Origin of the sequence: Neomegalonema perideroedes DSM 15528 (assembly GCF_000374145.1) — a bacterium.
In the GTDB taxonomy this organism is placed as follows: Bacteria; Pseudomonadota; Alphaproteobacteria; order Rhodobacterales; family Rhodobacteraceae; genus Neomegalonema; species Neomegalonema perideroedes.
The window spans coordinates 1-23,284 of record NZ_KB893655.1; the positions used below are offsets into that span (position 1 = coordinate 1).

A 23,284-nucleotide genomic window follows, 5' to 3' on the forward strand; every position below is an offset into this window, starting at 1 on the left:
TGAGGATGATCACCGCCTTGCCGCGCTCGGCGCCGCCCAGAAGCTCGATGGCCTTCGAGGTGGTTTCGGTGAATTCGTCGATGTTCGCCCGCGTGCCCGGACCCGCCGAGCGCGAGGAGATGGAGGCGACGATCTCGCCGTAGATCGTGCGTTCGGAGACCCGCGCCACGGCGTGGACCATGGGAATCGTCGCCTGACCGCCGCAGGTGACCATATTCACATTGGGTTCGTCGATATTGGCGTCGCCGTTGATCGCCGGGATGGTGAAGGGGCCGATGGCCGCCGGAGTCAGGTCGATGACCTTCTTGCCGTCGCGGCGCAGGATGGCGTCGTTCCTCACATGGGCGCCCGCCGAAGTGGCGTCGAAGACGACCTGAATCTCGGCGTATTCCGGCAGCTTCAGCAGACCCTCGATTCCCTCATGGGTGGTCGCCACCTTGTGCCGGGCGGCGCGGGCCAGCCCGTCGGAGGCGGGATCGATGCCGACCATCGCCCCCATTTCGATATGTCGCGCATTGCGCATGATCTTGATCATCAGATCCGAGCCAATGTTGCCCGAACCGATGATGGCGCATTTGACCTTCGCCATTCCCGGACCTTTCTTGTCAGGCGGCCACCGCCACGAGGCGGCCGAGAGTCTCGCTGTCGCGCAGCAGGGATTCGCTGCTCGATTCGTGCACCACGCGCCCCCGGTCGAGCACCATGGCCCGCTCGGTCATCGAGAGCGCGAGCCGCGCATGCTGCTCCACCACGATGGCCGCCATGCCGCCTTCGCGGATGAGGCGGCCGATCACGGCGGCCAGCTCCTGAACGATGATCGGCGCGAGGCCCTCCATGGGTTCGTCGAGGAGCAGGAGGCGCGGATTGGTCGTCAGGGCGCGGGCGATGGCGACCATCTGCTGTTCGCCGCCGGAGAGCTGATCGCCCATGTTCAGGCGACGCTCGCGCAGCCGGGGGAAGACCTCGTAAATCTTCTCCAGAGTCCAGGGGCCGGGGCGGGCCGTGGTGGTCAGATGCTCCTCGACGGTGAGCGAGGGGAACATGGCGCGCTCCTGAGGCGCCCAGCCGAGCCCCGCCCGCGCCCGGCGCGTCGGCGAGGCCGCGGAGAGATCCGCGCCGCCGAAGAAGACCGAGCCGGAATGGCGCTTCGTCAAGCCCATGAGGCTGCGGATCAGCGTGGATTTCCCCACGCCGTTGCGCCCCAGAAGCGCGAGGCTCTCGCCGGGCTTCATGGCGAAGGAGATTCCGTCCAGCACCCGCGCCTGGCCATATCCGGCGCAGAGCGCCTCCACTCTGAGCAGATCAGTCATGGCCCTCTCCCAGATAGACTTCGCGCACGCGCGGATCGGACATGATCTCCTCCGGCGCGCCCTCGGTGAGGATCTTGCCCGCCACCAGAACCGTGATGCGCTCGGAGAAGCGGCGCACGAGATCCATGTCATGCTCGATGAAGAGAATGCTCACCTCGCGCGGCAGACGCGCGATCACCGAAAAGACCTCGGCGCTTTCTCCGGCGGGCACGCCCGCCGCAGGCTCGTCGAGCAGCAGGATGCGCGGCCGCGTCGCCAGAGCCAGAGCGATTTCGACCAGCCGCTGCTTGCCATAGGCGAGCCGCTGGGTCTCCTCGCCCGCCTGAGCCTCAAGCCCGAGATCGCGGATCAGCTCCATCGCCTCCTCGATCTCGGGCTTATAGGCGCGCAGGGGACGAAACCAGCGGTCGCCCTCGCCCTTGCGCTCCAGAATGGCGAGGAGCACGCTCTCCAGAACCGTGAGGCCGGGGAAAAGATTATTGATCTGGAAGGTGCGGGCCACGCCCTTCGCCACCCGCTTCTCCTGAGAAAGCCCCGTGACCTCCTCGCCGCCGATGAAGACCTGTCCCGAACTCGGCGCCAGAACGCCGGTCAGCATGTTGATGAAGGTGGTCTTGCCCGCGCCGTTCGGGCCGATCAGCGCATGGCGCGCGCCCGTCGGCAAAGCGAAATCGATGTCGCTGTTGGCGACGAAGGCGCCCCAGACCCGCGTCAACCCTTTGGTCGAGAGGGCCGCCCCCGCCTCGGGCGAGAAAAGGCTCGAAGTCCCGCTCATCGCGCGCCTCCTTCGGAAGCGGGACGCAGGCGCGCCCAGAGCCGCGCCAGCGCCCCCACGAGCCCGCCGCGCAGGAAAAGCACCACCGCCATGAGCAGCACGCCCATCCAGAACTCCCAATAGACCGGATTGAGATCGGCCAGACGTTCGCGCGCGATCAGAAACAACGCCGTTCCCGCCAGAGCGCCATACAACCGCCCCGTTCCGCCCAGCACCAGCATGACGAGGAATTCCGCCGCCAGAGGCACGGAGAGCGAATCCACCCCGACGAATTGCGTCGTCTGAGCGAGCAGCCCGCCGGAGATCCCCGCCAACCCCGCCGAGAGCGTGAAGGCGACGCGCAGGCGGCTCTCGACCGAGGCGCCGAGCGCGGGCATGCGCTTGCCGCCCTCGCGGATCCCGCGCAGCGAGAGCCCGAAAGGCGAGGCCAGAACCACCCGCAGGAAGACGAACACGCCGAATAAAACCGCATAGGAATACCACCAGGCGGTGCGGCCGTAGAGATCGAACTCGAAGACTCCGAAGAGCGGCGCGACGTCGATGCCGGACAGCCCGTCCACGCCGCCGGTGATCCCGCTCATGCGGTTGGCCAGCTCGAAGACGACCAGTCCGAGGCCGAGCGTCACCATCAGCCGCGTCAGATCCTTGCCGCGCACCACCAGCAGACTCCCGAGGAAGCCCGCGCAGAGCGAGACCGCCCCCGCGATCAGCAGGCCCGTCAGCGGCTCGCGCCAGCCGTGGATCGTCAGCAGACCGGCCGTATAGGCGCCGATCCCGAAAAAGGCCGCATGGCCCAGAGAGACGATCCCCGCGTAGCCCAGCGCCAGATCCAGCGCCAGAACCGCGACCGCGTAAGTCATGATCGACACGCCGAGCGCGAGGTTGTCGGGAAAGAGGAAATAAGCGACGGCGGGCGTCAGCCAGAGCAGGATTTCCGCGAGGCGCGGACGCGGACTGGCCAGCCGTCCGATCGCGATCGGTTCGTGAAGCGTCATGAGGAGCCCCCGTGAACAATGGCGTGAGCGGCGGCGGATGAAAAGGGAGAAGTCATGCGCGGCGGCCTCCGAGGCCGGAGGGGAAGGCCAGCAGAAGCGCGATCATCAGCACGTAGATGATGAAGGCTCCCGCCTGCGGGATGAAATATTTGCCCGCCACGTCGAAGACGCCGAGGATCAGGGCCGCGATCAGAGGTCCGCGCAGGCTCCCGGCGCCGCCGACCACCACCACGAGAAGGAAATAGACCATATATTTCAGCGGAAAGGTCGGATCGAGGCCCAGAACCTCCACGCCAAGGGCGCCGCCCAGACCCGCAAGCCCGCTGCCCAGAGCGAAGCACAGGCTGAAGACCAGACCGACGTTCACGCCGAGCCCCGCCGCGGCGTCCTGATTATCCACCGAGGCGCGGACCTGCGCGCCGAAACGGGTTTTCGCGAACATCAGATGCAGCGCGATGGTCAGCAGGATCACGACCGCGATCAGAAACAGGCGGTATTTGCCGAGATCCACCCCCGCGACGCGGAGCTGGCCTTGCAGGAATCCGGGCGTCGAGACGAATTGCTGTCCGGCGCCGAAGAAATAATGCGCCGCCGCGATGGAGGAGAAGACGAAGCCCACCGTGAACAGCACCTGATCCAGATGCGAAGCCTTATAGAGCCTCTGAAACAACAGCCGCTCGGCGGCCAGACCCGCCAGACCCGCCCCAAAAAAGGCGAAAGGCAGGGTCGCGAGAAAAGGCAGGCCCGTCTTCTGCGTCAGCCAGACGCTGAAATAGCCGCCGATCATGGCGAAGGCGCCATGAGCGAGATTGATGAAGTTCATCAATCCCATGGTGATCGAGAGGCCGACGGCGACGAGAAACAGCAGACTGCCGTAAGCGAGGCCGTCGAAGAGAACGCCGATGACGCTGGTCATTCCATCCATCCTGTGCTGCGGCGAAAAGCGAAAGCAGGGACGGCCGCGCGCCGTCCCCTCCGATCCGGCGGCCCGCCCCCTCCCGACGCCGGAGCGTCAGGCGGGCGCGGAGGCCGGAATGCGTTTCGCGGCGTCAATGGACGGCGGAATCCCGGCTCTCGGGGAATTCGTGGAACTCCACGTTGGAGAGCCGTCCGTCGAGGGTCTCCACCTTGCGGACGTAGATGGTCTGCACCACGTCGCGGGTCTCGGCGTCGATGAGCAGCGGGCCGCGCGGGCTTTCCCAGCTCGCCCCGGCCAGAGCCGCCGCCAGAGCCGGGCCGGAGGCGTCGCCGCCGGTCTTCTCCAGCCCGAGATAGAGCGCGGCCATGCCGTCATAGGCGGAGACCGCGAGGAAATTCGGCCATTTATCCTTCGGATAGGCCGCGAGATAGGCCTTCACGAAAGCCTCGTTCTCCGGCGAGGCGTGGGCCATCGAATAATGGCCGGTGGTCACGACGCCGAGTCCGGCGTCTCCCGTGGCCTCGATGGTCAGCTCGTCGGTGAGGTCGCCCGTGCCGAGCATGGCGATGCCCTCGGCGGCGAGGCCGCGCTGATTGAACTCCTTGATGAAGTTGATCGTGGCCTCGCCCGGCGGCAGCCAGACGAAGACCGCGTCCGGGCGCGCGTCCTTGATCCGCTGGATGAAGGGCGCAAAATCGGGATTCTGCGCCGGAACCCGCAGAGACCCCGCGACCTCGCCGCCGCCCGCCGTCAGGCCGCGCTTGAAGGCCGCCTCGGCGTCATGGCCCGCCGTGACGTCGGCGACCAGCGTGTAGATGGATTTATACCCCTGTTCGGCGGCGTAGCGCCCGGCGGGCTCGGTGATCTGCGGCAGGGTCTGCCCGACGCGCAGCATATAGGGGCTCGCCGAGGTGATGCCCGAAGAGGAGGCGTTGGTGACGATCATCGCCCGCTCGGCGCCTTTGGCCAAAGGCGCCGAGGCCATGGCCGAAGCCGTGAAGGCGAAGCCCACCAGAACGTCGGCCTTTTCGCGCACGATGAGATCCTGAACGGCGCGGCGGGCGCGGTCGGGCGCGATGCCGCCGTCGTCCTTGACCACGAGTTCGATCTTCTTGCCCGCGACGCTGTCGCCATGCTCTTGCAGGAAGAGCCGGATTCCGTTCTCCATCTGCCGGCCGTATTGGCTGAAGGGCCCCGACATGGGCAGCACCAGCCCGACCTTCACCGTCTCGGCCGTTTCTGCGGCGAAGGCGGCGGGCGCGGCGGCCGTCAGGGCGGAGGCGGCCAGAAGCAGGCCCAGCGCGTGACGTCTCATCATTTCAACATCCTCCCGTTTGCGATGATTTTTTCAGTTCGACCGGTCGGCTCTGCGGCCGAAGGCGGCGCGCAACTCGCCCAACCCCTCGATCCGCGCCTCGAAGAGGTCGCCCGGATCGGCCGGAGCCATGGGACCGAGCGCGCCGGTCAGGATCAGATCCCCCGCGCGGAGCGGCTCGCCGAGCGCGGCGGTCTTGCGCGCCAGCCAGACCGCCGCGTTGAGCGGATGCCCGAGGCAGGCCGCGCCCGAACCTGTCGAGACGGTTTCTCCGTTGCGGCTCATGGTCATGGCCGCGTGTCTGAGATCCAGCGAGTCCAGAGATTTCGGCGAACCGCCCAGCACGACCAGCGCCGAAGAAGCGTTGTCGGCCACGGTGTCGTTGAAGCGGATGCTCCAGTCGATAATGCGGGAATCCACCACTTCAATAGCCGGAAGCGCGAAATCCACCGCCCGGACCACATCGGCCAGACTGGAGTTCGGATGGGGCAGATCGCGCTTGAGCACGAGCGCGATCTCCGCTTCGGCCTTGGGCTGGATCAGACGGGAGAAAGGCAGCTCCTCCTCGTCGCCGAAGACCATGTCGGCGAAGATCGCGCCGTAATCGGGCTGATCGACGCCCAGCTGCTTTTGCACCGCCTTCGAGGTCAGGCCGATCTTGCGCCCGACCAGCCGACGGCCCGAAGCCAGCGCCAGATCGACGTTGATCTTCTGCACGGCGTAGGCGGTGCGGCCTTCGTCCTCCGGCATGCGGTCGCGCAAGGGGGCGAGGGGGCGGCCGCTCGCCTCGGCTTCTCTGAGTTCGGCGGCGAGGGCCGCGATCAGGGCGGAGTCCATCGGAGGCTTCTCCTGAGGGGAATGCGGGGAGGGGCTCATTCGGCGACCTGACGCGACTCCGGGCCGACGCGCTCCGGCTCATAGCGCAGGACGCGGGCGAGGGCCTGAGAGACCTCGGCGACGCGCTGGGGCGAGGAGGTCGCGGCCACCACGCGGTCAGGCCGCAGGAAGACCACGGAGTCCGGCTGAGCGCCGAACCAATCCTTCAGCCGCCCCTGATGATCGCCGATCTCCGTCACGCCTTCCTGAGGCTCCTGAGTGAAATCGAGCGCCGCGTCCGGACGGGCGCCGAGCTGCACCTCAGGCTTCACGCAGAGGAAGACCGCCCCCAGATCGCGCCACATGGCGATTTGCTCCGGCGCCATATGGCGGATGGGACTGTCTCCCCAGGCGATCAGCGCGAAATTCGGCCCGATCAGATCGTCCATGCGCAGGATCTCGCCCGCGAGGCTGCGGACGCGGGGCTGAATGAACAGCCGCCCGACGGGGCTCGTCCTGGCCCTTGCGGCCGGCCCCGGAACCACGGCGCCCTCGGTGAAGCGCGGCATGGGCTTGAAGCGCATCTCCAGCAGATAGCGCTTGACGGGCGGAAGGAGGTTCAGCGCCCAGGTCGTCGCGTCGCGGAGGTGGTTCAGGAAGCGGTAGGGCGGATTGAAGACCTTGCCCACCCGCACGGAAAGATCGATCATCGCCTTGGCGTGGTCGCGGCGCTCCTGCTGATAGGTCTCCAGCAGCTCCTCGCCGAGACGTCCCTTGACGACCGCCGCCAGCTTCCAGCCGAGATTGGCCGCGTCTCGGATGCCGCTGTTATAGCCCTGACCCTGCCAGACCGGCATGATATGGGCGGCGTCTCCGGCGAGCAGCACGCGCCCCACGCGAAAGCGCGCCGCAAGGCGGGCGTTGTGGTTGTAGACGCGCTGACGGATGATCTTCGCCTCCTCGGGCTTGTCCATCACCTTGGAGAGCAGGGCGCGCATGACTTCGGGGCGGTCGAAATGAGCTTCGGTCTCGCCCTTCATGACCATGAATTCGAAGCGCCGCACCCCATGCGGCAGAGCCGCCGAGACGTAAGGCCGCTCCGGATCGCAGCAGAGATAAAGATTGGGCGTGCCGACCGGATCGTTCTCCACATCCACCACGATCCATTGATTGGGCGCCGTCTCGCCCTCGAAGGCGAGGCCGAGCGCCTCGCGCACGGGGCTGCGCCCGCCGTCGGCGCCGACGAGATAAGCCGCTTCGACGACGTAAGGCCCCTCCGGGCCTTCAAGGCGGACGCGCACCCCTCCGGGATCCTGCTCCAGCCCGACGAAGCGCGTGGAGAACCGCGCCTCGACCTGCGGAAAGCGGGCCAGCCCCTCAAAGAGGATCCGGTCCGCCTGAGGCTGGATGAAGGCGTTGCGCCGGGACCAGCCGAATTCGTCGGTCCGCGGCTCGATGGAGGCCCAGCAGCGCCCGGAGGCGGTCAGAAACCGCATCCAGTGAAAAGGCGTGGTGTGCGGCTCGATGAGGTCGGCGAGGCCGATCCCCTGCATGGCGCGCATGGATTCGTCGTCGATGCCGATGGCGCGCGGATAATCGATCAGCTGCGGAAGGCTCTCGATCAGCAGAACCTCCACGCCGCAGGCGCCGAGCTGGTTGGCGAGCGTGAGCCCGACCGGGCCGGCTCCGACGATCAGAACCTCCGTCTTCAGAGAGGGGGCCTTCAGAGAGGGGGTCTGGAGCGCGGGCGCGGCCGCTTCGCTCGAATGGGCGGACATATGCGATCCTCAAGCTGCGCGGCGACGGCTTCGGACTCCGCGCGGCGCGCGAAGCCTCGCGCCCGCGGCGTCGGCGGAGCGGAAGGCCGTCGGATTGCGGATGGAATGGAAAGGGAGGCGAAGAGGCTCCGCGGCCTGAGCCTAGCCGAGCCCTTCAGGCTCGCCTTCGGCGGCGTCGTGAAGCCTGCGAAGATCTGCGCGCCGAAACGCCGGGACCGCCTTCATCGTCTTTCCTCCCCAGATTTCATGACGCGGTCTTCGCCGCCCTATAAGGCGAAATCGCTATAGGCGCATTGCCAAAGCGACAATCTTCATGTCAGTCTTGTTCACTTGGTGCACGTTTCTTGCGGAGACGCCGATGACCAGCTCCGGCGAGTCCACGTATAAGTTGGTGCAAGGGCTCTCGCGCGGCCTGAGCGTCCTGCGCGCGTTGAATCAGGCTGAAGGCGGCTGGGCCAGCATCCGCGAATTGAGCGAGGCCACCGGATTGCACCGCACCACCGTGCGGCGCCTTCTGGAGACTCTGCAAAGCGAAGGCGTGCTGCGCCGCTCCACCTCGGACGACAGTTATCGCCTCACCGCCGAAGCCCGTTCGCTGAGCGACGGATTCCGCGAAGAGGAATGGATCGCCGAGGCCGTGGCGCCGATTCTCGGCGATCTTCTGGTCAAGGTGGTCTGGCCCTCGGATTTCGCCACGCTCGACGGGCTGGACATGCGCGTGCGCGAGACGACTCATCGCTTCAGCCCTCTTTCCTTCCACAAGGTCACGGTGCGTCGGCGGCTGTCGCTGACGCAGACGGCCATGGGCCGCGCCTATCTCGCCTTCTGCCCCTGCGAGGAGCGCGAGGAGCTGCTCGACCGGCTGGAGGCCGCGGCGGACGACATGCTCGGTCTGATGGGCCGCCCGCGCTTCGCCGATCTCCTCCGCCAATCCCGCGAGGCGGGACACGCCTGGAACAACGGCGAATGGCGGCCGGAACAGAAGATTCTGGCGCTCGGCGCGCCCATCGGCCGCGCCGGACGCGTCGTCGGCTGCCTCAATGTGGTGATGCTGCGCTCGGCGCTGTCTCTGGCCGAAGCCCGCAAGCGCTATCTGCCGCCTTTGCAGGAGGCCGTCCGGAAGGTCGAGGATTATCTCGACGCCGCCGAGCGGCCCGGCGGGACGGCCGAAGCCGCCCCGCTTCTCCCCTCCTAGCGGCGCAAGCCCGCCGAACCGGTGGTGTCGCGGCCGCGGCTGCCGGTGGTCGTGTCGATGGGATCGCCGTACCACGTCAGACCTTCAGGGAAATCCGCAGGCTTCCATTCGATGGCCTCCCAGTCGGGATCGAAGATCAGATAGCCGCCCGCGTAGATCTCCACGCGGTGATCCGAACCCGGATCATGGATGTAGAGATACATGGCTTGGCCCACGCCATGTTTGCCCGGCCCCACGCCATAAGAGACGTCGAGATCCCGCAGGACGTCGGCGGCCGTGAGCGCGTCGGAGAAATCCTGAAGGTTGAAGGCGACGTGATGCATCTGGGCGGTCTTCTCCAGACGATTGGCGACGATGGCCAGATCATGCACCTGCGGCGTCACCGACATCCACGAGGCCATGATCGTCTCGGGATGATCCGGCAGATAGGCGAATTCCCGACGTTTGAAGCCGAGCGTCTCGCGCACCCAGCGCTCGGCCTGATTGATCGTCGAGGGCGAGGTCTGGATGTTGAAATGGTCGATGCGGCGCACGCCGAGCCCCCGGCGCTTCGAGCTGTTCGAGGGCAGGCGCGAGCGCATATGCTGGGGCGCGCGGGGCTTGTCGATGTCGTAATACAGCTCGAAGGGATGGTCGCCGCCGGGCAGAAGAAAGCGGATCGCGGCGCCGCGTCCGGCTTCGGCCCCGGCGGGCAGCTCCAGAACCTCGATCTCCTGACGCTTGAGCTCCTCATAAAACAGCTCGACGTCCTGCGGACGCTTGACGCGGAAGCTATAGGCGTTGACCACCGCTTCGGCCTGCTCGGTCAGCACGAGGGAGTGATGCCCAAGCTCCTGATAGCAGCGCAGATAGGAGACGTTCCCCCGCCGCTCGACCTCCTCCATGCCGAGGGTGTCGCGGAAGAAAAACAGGGATTTCTCGATATCCGTGACGCCGAGATTGACGGCGCCGCATTGGGCGATCTGCGGACCCGGATCATATCGATCGGAATTTCTGGACATATGGCCTCCTCCCAGAGAATGCGCCGACGCGCCCGTCCGACGCTCCGGACGGAATTCCGGCGCGCGGCGAGATCAGGCGGCGAGGCGGCTCCCGCCGCCGACGCTGCGGCTTTCGGATCAGCGGCGACCGGATCCGGCGCTTCCCGGCTTCTCCCGGCCTCCGCTGGATCTTGGCTAACAAACCGCGCGGCGCGGCCTCAATCGGCGTCTTGGTTTGGTGCGCAAAGTGCACGAAATCCGACGCGCTCCCGCAGCCTCTTCAAGGAAGCGCCCGCCCGTCCGCGTGCACTCAGCGCACGCTTTCGCGGCGAGGCTCGCCTCGCGCGGCCCGCCTTCGTTAAATCTTCTCCGCAAAACCGGCCTGCGCGCAGGGACGCGAAGCCGCTCAGGGAGGAGCCGAAGATGGGTCAGGAATTCACCGAAGCCGCCGCCAGCCGCTTCGCGCGCCTCAGCGACGGCGCGCAGGATCTCGACATTCATTATAACGACTGCGATCCCGCCGCGGGCGGCGAGACGGTGGTCATGCTGCACGGCTCGGGGCCGGGGGCGAGCGGCTGGGCGAATTTCAGCCGCAACGTCGCGCCGCTGACTTCGGCGGGCTTTCGCGTGATCCTGCTGGATTGCCCCGGCTGGAGCAAAAGCGACTCCGTGATCTGCGCGACCTCGCGCTCAGAACTCAACGCGCGGATCCTCAAGGGCCTTCTGGATCATCTCGGCCTTGCGAGGGTCCATGTGATCGGGAACTCCATGGGCAGCCATAGCGCGGTCGCCTTCGCGCTCGCGCATCCGGAGGCCGTGGGCAAACTAATCCTGATGGGCGGCGGCACGGGCGGCGTCAGCGCCTTCGTCCCCATGCCGACCGAAGGCATCAAGCTGCTGCAAAAGCTTTACCGCGAGCCGACCATCGACAACCTGAAGCGCATGATGGAGGTTTTCGTCTTCGACGCCGGAGATCTGACGGAGGAGCTGTTTGAAACCCGCCTTCAGAACATGCTCGCGCGGCGCGACCACCTCGAAAATTTCGTCAAGAGCTCGGCGGCCAATCCGCGCCAATTCCCCGACGTGGGCCATCGACTGCATGAGATCTCCGCCGAGACGCTGATCGTCTGGGGGCGCAATGATCGCTTCGTGCCGATGGAGGTCGGTTTGCGCCTTGTGGCCGGGATTCCGAATTCGCAGCTCCATGTCTTCAATAATTGCGGCCATTGGGCGCAATGGGAGCATGCGGACCGGTTCAATCGCCTCGCTCTGGATTTCCTGACGCATTGAAGCCGTCTTCATGAGGATCTTCCGCCCGGTCGCGCGGAGGCTTCGCAGGAGAGGAAAGCCGCCCGCACGGCCGGGCTCGACAGGGGAAGATAGTCCTTGCCTTTTTCCTCTCCCGCCATAGGCTGAGATCTCAGATTGAGCGCGGGAAGACGCAGATGAGCGAAGAATCTTGGCTTCAGCATAAGATCGTCGATCATGCTCACGGTTTAATCGCCGCGATCTTCCAGCATCCTGCCGACTGGCGCGCTGAAAGCCGCGTGGAATGGGTCCCGCAGCATCGCCGTTCGCCTGTGCGCGTCAGCGCGATGGCCGCGCCTCAGGGGCGCGATCTCTCCTTTCAGTTCTACCCCATGCAGAGCTTCCTCTGGCCGCCCATGCCTCTGACGAGCCCCGGCCAGAACGTCGAAGGAGTCATTCAGATTCAGCCCGTCTCGCCGCAGGACGCGATGGCCCGGATCATCCTTCCCTCCTATCGGGGCGGAGTCGCCGATCTGAAGATCTCGGCGATCGACGCGCAACCTGAGCCCACAACGCCGGATCCGCGCGCGCCGCAAGCTCAGCTTCAGGCTTTCCGCATCACGGCCCGCATTGAATTCGACTTCAACGGCGCGCGCCGTGAAGAGGAGTTCAGCGCGCTCCAGAGCATCGTGGCCTTTCCGCCCTCCGGCTGGGGCATGCCGCCCATGATCAGCTGGACGTTGACGGACATCTGCAGCGTCGGCGCCGTCAAAGGCGGCCTCGACGCCGCCCTCCCGACGGCCTTGCGCATCCGGCGCTCTTTTCAGATCAATCCGCAGTTCAAAGATCTGGTTCAGCGCACCGTGCGGAATATGATCGCGCAGGCCGGTCGGCAGACCGACGCCCTTCTGCAGCAAGGCCGCGAGCAGATCGCGCGGAACGCTCAGGCGAGCCGCGAATTCATGGCGCGCAATCAAGCCTACGTCGACCAGCAGCAGGCGCGCGTGGACGCCATGGCCAACCCGGTCTGGACGCAGACCTCGTCCGTCTTCTCGGCCTCCGACATGATGGGAGACGGCGACCGCTCCGATTATACGAGCCATGATCAGTTCGTCGACGCCATGCGCGAGGAGCAGACCGTCCATAATCCGGAGAACTCCGCGAACTCCAAGATCAGCAATCATGTGGATTACGTCTGGAAGGATCATGAGGGGAATCTGATCGGCAGCGACGACCCTAATTATGATCCCAATCGCGGCTCAGACCGCCGATGGACGCAAGCGACGATCCGCAAGCCGAATTCCTAGAGCCCGCCGACGACGCGAAGCCTCCCCGCCTCCGGATGCGGAGGAGCCGCCCTAAGGCCCCGGCGAGAGGCCGCGCGCAGGGACGGCGGCCCGACCAGAATCACGATCAGCGCCCGTCCGATCAAAACCGCGCGGAGGAGCCTCGCCCTCGTCTCCGCGTGGAAAGCCGCGTCTTCAATCCCCGCGCAGGCCGCGCCCTGAAGCCGAGGCGGGCCGGAGCGCCGGGATGCGCCTTCTTGCCAAGTTCGAATGTAATGTAATAACATTATGTATGAGAGCGAATCGCGGGCTTCAGGCTTCGGCGAGGAGCCGAACCTCACCCCCCTTCGCGTTCCGCGCCGCGAAAAGCCGCGCGGTCCGCTCCATCTCAGGAGACTGCATATGCGAAAACACCTCGGCGGCGGCGCGGCCATGGCGCTGCTTATGAGCGTCGCGTCCTGCGCCCATGCGCAAGACCATGATCCCGGGCGTCATGGGCATGATCATGAAGAGATCGGCGTCCGCCGCGTCTTCGTCGGAGATCATGCGCAAGGGCTGATCACGGTCTTCGACCTCGCCGATCCGGACCATCGCTGGAGCTTCGAGACGCAGGGTCAGGCGAAACTTTATCCGGTCGCGGGAGGCGCCGCGATCGCCGCCGTGCAGTCGGATCTCGATGTGACGCAGTTCGTCATGAGCGGCGTCAGGCTGCGGGACCATGGCGATCACGCCGACGTCGAGGTCGGGGATCCGAGCGCCTTTGCGCAGAAGCTCTCAGGCCCCCGGCCCTTCCATCTCGTGGACCATGGCGGCGAGGTCGCGATCAATTACGACCTCGGCGGCTATGCGGAGATCCTCGACGGGGCCGCTCTGGCGGAGGGCCGGATCGAGCCGAAGCGCTTTCCGCAAAACCGCGCGCATCATGGCTTCGTCGCGCCTTTAGGCGGGGACTGGCTCTCCACCGTGGCCTCCGAGGAGCCGGTCGAGGGCGGCGGAGCCCCGCCGCGCCTCGGGCTGCGGGCCTTCGATCTCTCCGGCGCGCCGCGCGGGGCTCTGGCGGCCTGCACGGCGATTCATGGCGAAGCCTTCTCTGGCGCCTATCTCGCCGCCGGATGCAAAGAGGGAGTTCTGACCGCCAAAAACGGCCCCAAGGGCGTCGAATATGAGATGTTGGCCTATCCCGTCGGCCTGCCTCAGGGCGTGACGACCGGAACATTGCTCGGCTCCCCGGCGATGCAGGTCTTCCTCGGCAATCACGGCCCCGACGGGCTCGTGGTGATCGACCCCGCGGAGGAGCCGCATTATCAGCGCATCGCCTTGCCTTTCCGTCGGGTGGATTTCGCTCTGGATCCGGTGCGGGCGCGCAACGGCTATGTGCTGACCGAGGACGGGAGCCTGCATCGCGTGGATCTGCTCGCCGCCCGGATCACGGCCAGCGCCAAAGCCACCGAACCTTACTCCATGGAGGGCCATTGGAACGATCCGCGTCCGCGCATCGCCATGGCGGGCGACGAGATTCTCGTGACCGATCCCCGCGCGGGACTGGTGCGCCGCATCTCCGCCGAGACCCTTCAGGAGGTCGGGACCGTGGCCGTCGGGGGCCTCCCCTATCATCTGACCGTGGTGACGGCTTCGGGCCTCGTCCACTGAACTCCCCGGATTTACGGCGGCCTCCCCAAGATTTCGCCGTAAAAGCGCGCCGCTCGGATCCCCCTCCGGGCGGCGCGCGCTTGAGCGCTCGCGGATCACGCCGCCTGTCGAAGCCATTGCGGGAAAGGATCGGGGCGTCCCTTCCAGAGCTTGGGCGCATAAGCTGCGACGAGCGCGGCGTCGAGGGTCGCCGTGATGGCCGCGCGATCCATCCCTGAGCCGATGAAGACCAATTCCTGCCGACGGTCTCCCCAAGGCTCCTCCCAGACTTTGGCGATCTGGGCGAGGGCCTCGGGGTGGCTCGGCCAACGCTCTTGAGGAACCGAACTCCACCAATTGCCCAGAGGCCGCACCGAAGAGAGCGCCCCCGCGAGTGAGAACTCCGCGACCCAATCCGGCCGGGTGGCGATCCAGAAATGTCCTTTGGCGCGGATCACGCCGGGCAGGTCGCCATTGAGGAAGTCATGGATCTTCTTCGGGTCGAAGGGGCGGCGCGCCCGATAGACGAAGGAGGAGATCCCATATTCCTCCGTCTCGGGAACATGATCGGCGAAGCCGTAAAGCTCCTTGGCCCACAGCGGGTGCTCATGAGCCTTGTCGAAATCGAAGAGCCCGACGTCGAAGATCTCCGAAGCGGCGACTCTGGAGAAATCCGTTTCGATCAGCTTCGCGTCGGCGTTGAGCGCGCGGATGATCTTGCGCGCCTGAGCCAGAAGCTCCGGCCCGGCCTCGGTCGCCTTATTGAGGATGATCACGTCGGCGAATTCTATCTGATCGGTGAGGAGATCCACGAGGCTGCGCTCGTCCTCCTCGCCGAGGCTCTCGCCGCGATCCGCGATGAAGTCATGGCTGGCGAAGTCGCGCGGCAGATTCACCGCATCCGCCACGGTGATCATGGCGTCCAGACGCGCGACGTCCGAAAGGCTCGCGCCCGCCTCGTCGCGGAATTCGAAGGTCGCGGCCACCGGCAGAGGCTCGGAGACGCCTGTGGACTCGATGAGCAGATAATCGAAGCGGCCCTCCCCGGCCAGACGGCGGATTTCGGTCAGCAGATCGTCGCGCAGAGTGCAGCAGATGCAGCCGTTGGTCATTTCAACCAGCCTCTCCTCCGCCTGAGACAGCTCCGCCCCGCCGCGCACGAGGTCGGCGTCGATGTTGACCTCCGACATGTCGTTGACGATGACCGCCACGCGGCGGCCTTCGCGGTTGTTCAGAATGTGATTCAGCAGGGTCGTTTTGCCCGCGCCGAGAAATCCCGACAGCACGGCGACGGGGAGGCGGCTATCCGGAGGCGGAAGCTGGGGGGGATGGTTCGTCATGGCGTCCTCGATCAGGTTATTTCGTAATGTTATTACATTACGTTTTTAGAGCCGAAACGCCCCGCGCCGCAAGAGGCTTCCGCAGGCCCGCGCCGGAGCCCGCGCGGGAGGAGAGGAAAACTTGCCTGATTCTCCAAAACTCTGGCGAAGCGGCCCGCGCGCGTCTATGGTTCCGCTCAAGGCGGCGGATCAGGAGGCGGAGAGATGCGGACGGAGCTGAGCCGCGCGGTCGCGCGCTACGTCGACATCCACGGCGGTCTGAATATGGCTTTGCAGACTCCGGTCGCCGATGTGGTCGTGATCTGCAGCACCCAGCCGAGGGCGCCTTTCCGCAAACTCTATCGGCCGTCTTTATGCGTCGTGGCGCAGGGGGCCAAGAGGATCTCGCTGGAGAACCAGACCCTCGATTACGACGCGGGATCTGCGCTTGCGGTCAGCGTCGAGATGCCCGGCTGCAGCGGCGTGACTCAGGCCAGCGAGGCGGAGCCTTTCCTTGGCCTCACCATCGCCTTCGACGTCGTCCTGCTGCGCGAGGTGCTGGAGCAGACGCCTTCTCCGCCCCGTCCTTCGGGGGGGCGTCTGGGCGCCTTCGTCGAACGCCTCTCGGCGCCGATGGAGGATTGCCTCACGCGGCTCATGCGGCTGCTTGAGACGCCCGAAGCCGCGCCGGTGCTCTATCCCGCCTTGACGCGCGAATTATATTATCGGCTGCTGAGCGGCCCGAACGGCGGCGAAATCTGCAAGATCGTCCGCAACGACAGCCATACGCGCCGCATCGCCGACGCGATCCACCTCATGCGGCGGGACGTCGCCCGCCCGCTGCGCGTCGAGGAGATGGCCGAAGCCGCGCGCATGGGCGTGTCCTCGTTCCACCAGCATTTCAGAACCCTGACTTCGATGTCGCCGCTGCAATATCATAAGCAGCTGCGTCTGCTGGAGGCGCGGCGCCTGATGGTCGCCGAGGCGGCGAACGTCGCTCACGCGGCTTTCCGCGTCGGCTATGAAAGCCCCTCGCAGTTCAGCCGCGAATATGCGCGCATGTTCGGCGCGCCGCCCAAGCGGGACGCCATGACGCTGAAAGGGCTGCCGATCTCGTTATAGGCGTCGGGCCGCCGCCGCGAACGTCGCCGCAACCGCCGTTGAAAAGGAAAAGCCATGAGCGCCTATGTGAGCTTCCGCCAGCCGGGCGAGGCCGACAAACCCGTTCTCCTCGCTCTGCACGGAACAGGCGGCGACGAGCGTCAATTCGTCGAGCTGGCGCGCTGGATCGCGCCGGGGGCGGCGCTGGTCGCGCCGCGCGGCGACGTCTCGGAGCATGGGGCGAACCGCTTCTTCCGCCGCAAGGCGGAAGGCGTCTACGATATGGAGGATCTGGCCCTGCGGACCAGCAAGATGATCGGATTCGCGGAGGAGATCCGCGCCGAGCATCCGGGGCGTCCGCTCTTCGCCTTCGGCTATTCGAACGGCGCCAATATTCTGGCCTCGGCGCTGTTCGGGCGGCCGGAGCTCTTCGAGCGGGCGGCTTTGCTGCATCCGCTGATCCCCTGGACGCCCGCGCCTCAGCCGGGGCTTCAGGACAAGCCGATCTTCGTCAGCGCGGGGCGGCGGGATCCGATCTGCCCCCTGCCCGCCTCTCTGGCGCTGATCGAGCATCTCCGGACCCAAGGCGCGGCGGTCGAGAGCCTGATCCATCCCGGCGGACATGAATTCGTCCCGGAGGAGGCTGAGGCCCTCCGGAAGTTCCTCTCCCCCGCCTGAGAGGCGCGGCGGCGCGAAGCGGCTCTCCCTTCGGTTGCGCTGTTTCCGATTGCCAAGCGCGAATCATCCCCCTTATTCCTAAGGTCAAGGCGCGGGCCGAATTTTCCTATCCGGGACGCCTTCGCGCCAGAGGCGACAAGACCTCAAGAGCCTGACGGGAGGATGGACTGGATGGAGCTGACGAAAGAGCAGCAAGACGCCGAAATCGTGCTCGGCGGCGTGGAGACGCTCGCCGAACCCAAACGCGCCGAGCCTTGGATGCGGCCGGTCGAATATCTCGCCGCCGCGCTGCTGGTCGTGATGATCGTCACCGTGCTGGCCAACGTGTTCTTCCGCTACGCGCTGCATAAGCCGCTGATCTGGGGCGACGAGGTGGCTTCGCTCACCTTCATCTGGATGGCCATGCTGGGCGCGGCGCTGGCGCTCGACAGACACGAGCATATCCGGCTGACGGTGGTTCTGCCGCTCATGCCGCCTTGGATGGCCCGCATCGCCGAGGTGGGCGGGCAAGTTCTGGTGGCGATCCTGCTCGCGCGGCTGCTGCCGGTCGCGGTGGAATACGCCTATGAGGAATCCTTCGTCCGCTCCCCCGCGCTCGGGCTGCCGCTGACGTGGCGCGCCACCGCGCTGCCGGTCGGGATCGGGCTGATGCTGCTGCTCACCGTGATCTCGATCCTGCGGACCGGCGAATGGCGGATCATCCTCGGAACGCTGATCCTCGCCGGAGCGCTGACGGCTCTGCTGATCGGCGTCAAGCCTTCGCTGCTGAGCATCGGCAATTGGAATCTGCCGCTGTTTCTGGGGCTTTTCGCGGCCCTTCTGCTCGTCGCGGGGGTGCCCATCGCCTTTTGCTTCGCGCTCGGGACGCTGGCTTATCTGACCTTCGCCAGCCGGGCCCCGGTCTTCGTCATGATCGGGCGCATCGACGAAGGCATGTCCTCGCTGGTGCTGCTGTCGGTGCCGGTCTTCGTGCTGCTCGGCTGCATCCTCGACGCCACAGGCATGGGCAAGGCCATCGTCAATTTCCTCGCCTCGCTGCTCGGCCATGTGAAGGCGGGCATGAGCTATGTGCTGCTCGGCTCGCTGTTTCTGGTCTCGGGAATTTCGGGCTCCAAAGTCTCGGATATGGCGACGGTCGCCCCGGCGCTCTTCCCCGAAATGCGCCGCAGAGGCCATTCTCCGCCTGAAATGACCGCCATGCTCGCCACGGGCGCCGCCATGGCTGACACCGTGCCGCCCTCCATCGTGCTGATCGTGCTCGGCTCGGTGGCGGGGATCTCCATCGCCGGATTGTTCACCAGCGGATTCGCCATCGCCATGGTTCTGCTGCTGGTGCTGGCCGTGCTGGCGCGCTGGAAGGCGCGTCATGAGGACATGTCCGGCGTCCGCCGCGCGAGCCTCGGCTTCGTCGGCAAGGTCGCGCTGGTCGCCGCGCCCGCTCTGGTTCTGCCCTTCCTGATCCGCGGTCTGGTCGGCGGCGGGGTCGCCACGGCCACCGAGGTCTCCACCATCGCGGTGGTCTACGCTTGGATCGCCGGGGCGACGCTCTACGGCGGCGTGCCGCGCAGCCGCATCATGCCCATGCTTATCGAGACCGCCGCCATGTCGGGGGCGATCCTGCTGATCCTCGGGGCGGCCTCGGCCATGGCCTGGGCGCTGACGCAATCGGGCTTCGCGCGGGATCTGATGAATTTCGTCAAGGATCTGCCGGGCGGATGGATCAGCTTCATGCTGGCCTCCATCGTGATCTTTCTGGTGCTGGGCTGCATTCTGGAGGGCCTGCCCGCCATCGTGCTTCTGGCGCCGATCATGTTCCCCATCGCCAAGAGCCTCGGCATCCATGACATTCATTACGCCATGGTCGTCGTCACCGCGATGAACATCGGCCTGATGGCGCCGCCTATCGGCATCGGCTTCTACATCGCCTGCAAGATCGCCAACGTGCCCGCCGATCAGGTGATGCGCAGCATCTGGCCCTATATCGGGGCGCTCTTCGTCGGACTTCTGCTGATCGCCGCCGTGCCTTGGTTCTCGACCGCGCTGCTGTGATCGTCCAAAATCGCTTTAAGAAACCTTCGGGAGGACTTCATGACCATCCATCGCCGCTCCCTTCTTCTGGGGACCGCCGCCGGACTTCTGGCCGCGCCCTTCATTCGTCCGGGCGTCGCCCGCGCGGCTGAATTCGCCTATAAGGTGGCGAACAACCAGCCCATGACCCACCCGAGCAACATCCGCCTCACCGAGGCCGTGGCGCGGATCCTTGAGGAATCCGGCGGACGGGTCGATATTCAGATCTTCCCCTCGAACCAGCTCGGCGCCGACACCGACGTGCTCAGCCAGCTGCGCGCGGGCGGCGTGGAGTTCTTCCAGCTCTCGCCGGTGATCCTCTCGACGCTGGTGCCCAAGGCCTCGATCAACGGCGTGGGCTTCGCCTTCCCCGATTACGATACGGTCTGGAAGGCCATGGACGGCGAACTCGGCGCCTACGCCCGCGGCCAGATCGAAGGCGCGGGCCTCGCGGTGATGGATAAGATCTGGGACAACGGCTTTCGTCAGATCACCTCCTCGCGCGGCCCCATCGAGACGCCGAAGGATCTCGAAGGCTTCAAGATCCGCGTGCCGGTCTCGCCGCTCTGGACCTCGCTCTTCACGGCTTTCGGCTCGGCGCCCGCCTCGATCAACTTCGCCGAGGTCTACACCGCCCTCCAGACCGGAATCGTCGATGGTCAGGAGAACCCGCTCGCCATCATGAAGACGGCGAAGCTTTGGGAGGTGCAGAAATATTGCTCCATGACCAACCATATGTGGGACGGCTTCTGGATGCTCGCCAATCGCCGGGCGTGGAACGCCCTGCCCGATGATCTGAAGGAGATCGTCGCCAAGCATTTCAACGAAGGCGCCGTCAACCAGCGCGCCGACATCATGGAGATGAACGCCGGGCTGAAGACCGAGCTTGAAGCCGAAGGCTTCGTCTTCAACGCGCCGGATCCGAGCCTCTTCGAAGCCAAGCTCCGCGAGGCCGGATTCTACGCCGATTGGAAGAAGACCTATGGCGACGAGGCTTGGGAGAAGCTCGAAGCCGCCGTCGGCCGCAAACTGGCCTGACGCAGGACCGGGGGCGGCCTTCGCGGGCCGCCCCCTCCATGAAAGGAGCGCCGCATGCGAGATTCCGTCAAAGATCCCCTGATCGTCGGTTGGGCCCATAGCCTCTTCGGCAAATCCGCCGCGCCGGACACTCTGGCGCTGATGGCCGAAGTCGCGCTTCCCGCGCTGGCTCACGCCGGAGCGGCGCCGGAGGACGTCGACGGCCTTTTCGTCGGCGTCTATAACAACGGCTTCGCGCGTCAGGATTTTCAGGGCGCCCTCGTCGCCATGGGCGCGCCGGAGCTGGCCGGAATCCCTTTCATGCGCGCTGAAAACGCCTGCGCGACGGGCTCGGCGGCGCTTTACGCGGCGGCGGATTTCATCGCCTCCGGGCGCGGAAGGATCGCTCTGGTCGTCGGGGCGGAGAAGATGACCGCCACGCCCCCGGCGGAGGTCGGGGATATTCTGCTCTCCGCCAGCTATTTCGCCGAAGAGGGCGGAATCCCGGGCGGCTTCGCCGGAGTCTTCGGCGGAATCACCGACGCTTATTTCCAGAGATACGGCGACCGCTCCGCCGAACTGGCGATGATCGCCGCCAAAAACCATGAGCATGGGTTGCGCAATCCTTACGCCCATCTGCGCAAGGATCTCGGCTTCGAATTCTGCAATACGCCTTCCGACAAAAATCCGCTGGTCGCCGGGCCTCTGCGCCGCACGGATTGCTCGCTGGTCTCGGACGGGGCGGCGGCCCTCGTGCTGGCCGCGCCCGAAGTCGCGCAGGATCTCGCCCGCGCGATCCGCTTCCGCGCCCGCGCCCAGACCGGCGACGTCCTCGCGCTCTCGCGCCGCGATCCCGTCGCCTTCGAAGGCGCTCATCGCGCTTGGGCGCGGGCTCTGGAGCAATCCGGCTTGGGCGTCAGGGATCTCGATCTCGTCGAGACTCACGACTGCTTCACCACCGCCGAAATGATCCAATACGAGGCCATGGGGCTGGCGCCGCGCGGCGAGGGCTGGCGGATCGCCCGCGAGGGCCTGACCCGCGCCGGGGGCGCTTTGCCGGTGAATCTCTCGGGCGGGCTGAAGTCGCGGGGGCATCCTCTCGGGGCGACGGGCGTTTCGCAGCATGTCATGGTCGCCATGCAATTGGCCGGAGAGGCGGGCGAGATGCAGAAGCCCGGCGCGCGCCTCGGCGCGGTCTTCAATATGGGCGGCGCGGCGGTGGCCAATTACTGCTCGATTCTGGAGCGCGTCGGATGAGCGGCCCGCTCGGCGCCCAAAGGCCCTTTTCGACCCGCGTCATGAATCTGGCGACCCTCCTGACGCAATCGGCCCGCCGTCTGCCTGAGGAGACCGCCCTCGTCATGGGCGACAGGCGCTGGAGCTGGCGCGAGCTGGAGGCGCGGGCGGAGGCCCTCGCCTGCGCCTTGCAGGAGCGCTTCGGCCTGCGCAAGGGCGAGCGCGTCATGGTCCAGTCTCAGAACTCCATGGAGATGTTTCAGGCCATGTTCGCGGTCTGGCGGGCGGGGGGGATCTGGGTGCCCGCCAATTTCCGCCAGACGCCGGAGGAGGTGGTTTATCTCACGCAGGCCTCCGGGGCGCGGTTGCTGCTCTGCGACGCGGCTTTTCCCGCTCATGCGGCGGCTTGCCGGGCGGAATGCCCCGAGCTTGCGCATGTGATCGCCTTGGGCGCGGCGGATTTCGGCCCTTCGGTCGGGGATCTGACGCAGGAATATCTCGGCCGGAGCTTTCCCGCCCTCGCCGTGGACCGCGACGATCCCTGCTGGTTCTTCTTCACCTCCGGCACCACGGGACGCCCCAAAGCCAGCATCCTGACTCATGGCCAGATGGCTTTCGTGACCACCAACCACCTCGCCGATCTGATGCCCGGCCTGACGCCGGAGGACGCTTCGCTCGTGGTCGCGCCGCTGAGCCATGGGGCGGGAGTGCATCAACTCACGCAAGTGGCGCGCGGCGTGAAGACCATCCTGCTGAGCGGCGAGAAGCTGGACCCCGCCGAAGCCTGGGATTTGGTGCGGGAATGGCGCGTCTCGACGCTCTTCACCGTGCCGACCATCCTCAAGCTGCTGGTGGAGCATCCTGCGGCGGCTCAGGCGGAGACGGAGAGTCTGCGCTATGTGATTTATGCGGGCTCGCCGATGTATCGGGTGGATCAGCAAAAGGCGCTGAGGCTGCTGGGTCCGAAGATCGTGCAATATTTCGGGCTTGGGGAATGCACCGGCGCCATCACCGTGCTGCCCGCTCATCTGCATGAGGCCGAAGACGGCCCGACCGCCCGCATCGGGACTTGCGGCTACGCCCGCACCGGAATCGAGGTCCAGATTCAAAACGCCGCAGGCGAAGAGCTTCCGCCCGGCGAAACCGGAGAAATCTGCGTGATCGGTCCGGCGGTCTTCGCGGGATATTATGAAAATCCCGAAGCCAACGCGAAAAGCTTCCGTCAAGGCTGGTTCCGCACCGGAGATCTCGGCCATATGGACGCGGAGGGCTTCATCTACATCACAGGCCGCGAATCCGACATGTATATCTCGGGCGGCTCCAACGTCTATCCGCGCGAGATCGAGGAGAAGATCCTCGCCCATCCCGCCATCGCGGAGGTCGCGGTCTTGGGGATGCCTGACCCGCTCTGGGGCGAAGTGGGCTGGGCGGTTTGCGTGGCCAAGCCCGGCGCCCGCGCCGACGAAGCCGAATTGGCCGCCTATCTGGAAGGCAAGGTCAGCCGCTATAAATCGCCCAAACGCTTCATCTTCTGGGAGGCCCTGCCGAAATCGGCCTATGGCAAGATCACGAAAAAGATGATCCGCGAGGAGCTGCAAAAGCGAGGCTTGGCGGGGTGAG

At 66.1% G+C, this 23,284-nt stretch carries 20 protein-coding genes; 10 read left to right on the forward strand and 10 right to left on the reverse strand.

Going from position 1 to position 23,284, the window contains the following annotated elements; all coding sequences use genetic code 11:
- The 8 genes from B161_RS0112785 to B161_RS0112820 all read right to left on the reverse strand — a co-directional run.
- The coding region (locus tag B161_RS0112785) for an acetaldehyde dehydrogenase (acetylating) (RefSeq protein ID WP_018633832.1) at window positions 1-589 on the reverse strand (589 nt) is incomplete at its 3' end.
- A gap of 16 nt (window positions 590-605) precedes the next feature.
- On the reverse strand, window positions 606-1,310 hold the full coding sequence (locus B161_RS0112790) for an ABC transporter ATP-binding protein (protein ID WP_018633833.1): 705 nt from the start codon (window positions 1,308-1,310) through the stop codon (window positions 606-608).
- Window positions 1,303-2,085 carry an ABC transporter ATP-binding protein gene (locus B161_RS0112795; protein WP_018633834.1) on the reverse strand — a complete coding sequence of 261 codons (783 nt, stop codon included), beginning with the start codon at window positions 2,083-2,085 and terminating at the stop codon, window positions 1,303-1,305. Before B161_RS0112795 ends, B161_RS0112790 begins: the two co-directional genes overlap by 8 nt.
- Window positions 2,082-3,080, reverse strand: a complete 999-nt coding sequence (locus B161_RS0112800) for a branched-chain amino acid ABC transporter permease (RefSeq protein ID WP_018633835.1) — start codon at window positions 3,078-3,080, stop codon at window positions 2,082-2,084. The genes B161_RS0112795 and B161_RS0112800 overlap by 4 nt, the downstream gene beginning before the upstream one ends.
- A 52-nt stretch (window positions 3,081-3,132) precedes the next feature.
- Window positions 3,133-3,996 (reverse strand): branched-chain amino acid ABC transporter permease, encoded by an 864-nt coding sequence (locus tag B161_RS0112805; RefSeq protein ID WP_018633836.1) that lies wholly within the window; start codon window positions 3,994-3,996, stop codon window positions 3,133-3,135.
- Between the two features lie 133 nt (window positions 3,997-4,129).
- Window positions 4,130-5,317 (reverse strand): ABC transporter substrate-binding protein, encoded by a 1,188-nt coding sequence (locus B161_RS0112810; protein WP_018633837.1) that lies wholly within the window; start codon window positions 5,315-5,317, stop codon window positions 4,130-4,132.
- 30 nt (window positions 5,318-5,347) lie between these two features.
- Window positions 5,348-6,151 (reverse strand): 2-keto-4-pentenoate hydratase, encoded by an 804-nt coding sequence (mhpD, locus tag B161_RS0112815; protein ID WP_018633838.1) that lies wholly within the window; start codon window positions 6,149-6,151, stop codon window positions 5,348-5,350.
- A 35-nt stretch (window positions 6,152-6,186) separates the two neighbouring features.
- Window positions 6,187-7,908 (reverse strand): bifunctional 3-(3-hydroxy-phenyl)propionate/3-hydroxycinnamic acid hydroxylase, encoded by a 1,722-nt coding sequence (locus B161_RS0112820; RefSeq protein WP_018633839.1) that lies wholly within the window; start codon window positions 7,906-7,908, stop codon window positions 6,187-6,189.
- A gap of 358 nt (window positions 7,909-8,266) precedes the next feature.
- On the opposite strand from B161_RS0112820, the gene B161_RS18005 reads away from it, so the two are divergent.
- A complete protein-coding gene (locus B161_RS18005) occupies window positions 8,267-9,103 on the forward strand; it encodes a DNA-binding transcriptional regulator (RefSeq protein ID WP_018633841.1) in 837 nt (278 codons plus the stop codon).
- Here the strand turns inward: B161_RS18005 and B161_RS0112835 are convergent.
- Entirely contained in the window at window positions 9,100-10,104 is a 1,005-nt protein-coding gene (locus tag B161_RS0112835; RefSeq protein ID WP_018633842.1) for a VOC family protein, read from the reverse strand. The two genes, B161_RS18005 and B161_RS0112835, sit on opposite strands and share 4 nt — an antisense overlap.
- A 402-nt stretch (window positions 10,105-10,506) precedes the next feature.
- Here B161_RS0112835 and B161_RS0112840 point away from each other — a divergent pair, with 402 nt between their 5' ends.
- From B161_RS0112840 to B161_RS0112850, 3 genes are all read left to right on the forward strand, one after another.
- A complete protein-coding gene (locus B161_RS0112840; protein WP_018633843.1) occupies window positions 10,507-11,373 on the forward strand; it encodes an alpha/beta fold hydrolase in 867 nt (288 codons plus the stop codon).
- 155 nt (window positions 11,374-11,528) lie between these two features.
- Window positions 11,529-12,638 (forward strand): hypothetical protein, encoded by a 1,110-nt coding sequence (locus tag B161_RS0112845; protein ID WP_018633844.1) that lies wholly within the window; start codon window positions 11,529-11,531, stop codon window positions 12,636-12,638.
- A gap of 381 nt (window positions 12,639-13,019) precedes the next feature.
- Window positions 13,020-14,267: a metallochaperone AztD gene (locus B161_RS0112850; protein WP_018633845.1), complete on the forward strand. Its 1,248-nt coding sequence runs from the start codon at window positions 13,020-13,022 to the stop codon at window positions 14,265-14,267.
- 95 nt (window positions 14,268-14,362) lie between these two features.
- Here B161_RS0112850 and B161_RS0112855 read toward each other — a convergent pair whose 3' ends face one another.
- Entirely contained in the window at window positions 14,363-15,586 is a 1,224-nt protein-coding gene (locus tag B161_RS0112855; protein WP_018633846.1) for a GTP-binding protein, read from the reverse strand.
- 204 nt (window positions 15,587-15,790) lie between these two features.
- Here B161_RS0112855 and B161_RS0112860 point away from each other — a divergent pair, with 204 nt between their 5' ends.
- The 6 genes from B161_RS0112860 (at window position 15,791) to B161_RS0112885 (ending at window position 23,283) form a co-directional block, all read left to right on the forward strand.
- Window positions 15,791-16,687, forward strand: a complete 897-nt coding sequence (locus tag B161_RS0112860; protein WP_018633847.1) for an AraC family transcriptional regulator — start codon at window positions 15,791-15,793, stop codon at window positions 16,685-16,687.
- A gap of 54 nt (window positions 16,688-16,741) precedes the next feature.
- Window positions 16,742-17,344, forward strand: a complete 603-nt coding sequence (locus B161_RS0112865; RefSeq protein WP_018633848.1) for an alpha/beta hydrolase — start codon at window positions 16,742-16,744, stop codon at window positions 17,342-17,344.
- Window positions 17,345-17,515: 171 nt separating this feature from the next.
- Window positions 17,516-19,393, forward strand: a complete 1,878-nt coding sequence (locus tag B161_RS0112870; protein ID WP_018633849.1) for a TRAP transporter large permease — start codon at window positions 17,516-17,518, stop codon at window positions 19,391-19,393.
- A gap of 39 nt (window positions 19,394-19,432) precedes the next feature.
- Window positions 19,433-20,449, forward strand: coding sequence for a TRAP transporter substrate-binding protein (locus tag B161_RS0112875; protein WP_018633850.1), 1,017 nt, complete (start codon window positions 19,433-19,435; stop codon window positions 20,447-20,449).
- A gap of 54 nt (window positions 20,450-20,503) precedes the next feature.
- Window positions 20,504-21,685, forward strand: coding sequence for an acetyl-CoA acetyltransferase (locus B161_RS0112880; protein WP_018633851.1), 1,182 nt, complete (start codon window positions 20,504-20,506; stop codon window positions 21,683-21,685).
- Complete coding sequence (locus B161_RS0112885) at window positions 21,682-23,283, forward strand: acyl-CoA synthetase (protein WP_018633852.1); 1,602 nt, start codon at window positions 21,682-21,684, stop codon at window positions 23,281-23,283. Before B161_RS0112880 ends, B161_RS0112885 begins: the two co-directional genes overlap by 4 nt.
- Window position 23,284 lies beyond the last annotated feature (1 nt).